Origin of the sequence: Acinetobacter sp. 243_ASPC, assembly GCF_001054715.1 — a bacterium.
GTDB lineage: Bacteria > Pseudomonadota > Gammaproteobacteria > Pseudomonadales > Moraxellaceae > Acinetobacter > Acinetobacter soli.
This window is the reverse complement of record NZ_JVOR01000094.1, coordinates 1-1,507: the sequence shown is the minus strand read 5'-3', so window position 1 is coordinate 1,507 and position 1,507 is coordinate 1. Positions and strand designations below refer to the sequence as shown.

Annotated in this window: 1 protein-coding gene; it reads right to left on the bottom strand. The window is 56.9% G+C overall.

Going from position 1 to position 1,507, the window contains the following annotated elements; genetic code table 11:
• On the bottom strand, window positions 1-1,507 hold a 1,507-nt coding region (locus tag ADA42_RS12080; RefSeq protein WP_048765418.1), incomplete at both ends, for an Ig-like domain-containing protein.

The following is a 1,507-nucleotide window of genomic DNA, read 5'->3' as shown; positions in this document are numbered from 1 at the left end:
TGTGCGGACCTTCGGTCAAGCCAGGTGCCGGGATGGTGTAGTTCCAGCGACCATCTGCTCCTACCGTGACACTGCCCACCACATCATTGCCGTCATATACCTTGATCACATCACCCGGTGTCGCGCCTGTACCACTGAGTGTCGGTGTGGTGTCATCCGTGCTGGCACCGTTGCCAAGCGGACCTTGTACCAGACCCACATCGTCACTCACCAGACCAATGCTCGGAATGCTCGGTGCCGTGGTGTCAATCGTCAGATTGAAACTCGCGCTGCCTTGTGTTCCTGCCGCATTGCTCGCAGTGGCCGTATAGCTATGTGACCCTTCGCTTTGTGTTGGTAAGGTGTAGCTCCAGTTACCGCTACTATCCACCACCGCTGAGCCAACCGCCGCGCCACCATCGACGCTGATCGTCACGATCGCTCCCGCTGTACCTGTTCCCACCAGTGTTGGTGTGGTGTCATCGGTTGCAGCATTGTTGGCCAGGTCACCGACCTTGCTGCCAACATTGTCGACCGCCTTGTTGATGCTTACCACCACATTCGTGGTGTCTACCGTAAAGTTCAGTGCATCACTGGCCGCGCTGGTGTTGCCTGCCGCATCCGTCGCAGTCGTGGTAATGCTGTGTGGTCCGTCCACCAAGCCTGTCGATGGCGTGAAGCTCCAGGTGCCATCGCTTGCAACGGTGGTGCTGCCCAGTACCGTATTACCATCTTTAATGGTAATCACGTCACCTGCGGTACCCGTACCTTTGAATTCTGGATTCTTGTCGTCGGTGGTGCCGTTATTGGCAATCGGACCTTGGATCTGGCCTTGATCGTCAATTGCTGTCACCACACCAGGTTTCACTGGCGCTGTGGTATCCAGTACGATTGGATAAGCACCTGAATCCGGGCTCGACTGGCCTGCACCATCGGTCTGTTTCGCAATCAGGTTCTTGGTGCCGTCTGCACCTAGATCCGTCGTGGTCACACTCCAGGTCCCGTCTGAAGCCACTGTGGTTGAACCCACTGCCGTGCCGTCAACATATACCGTCACCACCGCACCCACTTGCCCGGTACCACTGATGGTCGGCGTGCGGTCATCTGTGGTCTGGTTCTTCTGCAGATCTCCTGTCACATCACCCTGATTATCTGTCACGCTCTGAATGGATGGCGCCGATGGGGCTGCACCCACCACCTTGAATTGCCATGCCGCGCTTTGCGGTCCTTCGTTACCTGCTGCATCCACACCACTGGCGGTGAAACTGTGCGGTCCTGCACCAATCGGTGTACTTGGCGTGAAGCTCCATTTGCCATCTGTACCCACGGTCGCACTGCCTAGGTATGCGCCATTGTCGTAGACTTTCACGATCGCTACCGAGGCATCTGCCGTTCCTGAATATGCCGGACGGGTGTCATCGGTCAGACTATCTGGACTGTTGCTGATGGTGCCCTGAATCGCGCCCACATCATCGTACAGATCCAGCACCGTGACTGCATTTGCCAATGGCGGGATGGTATCTACGGT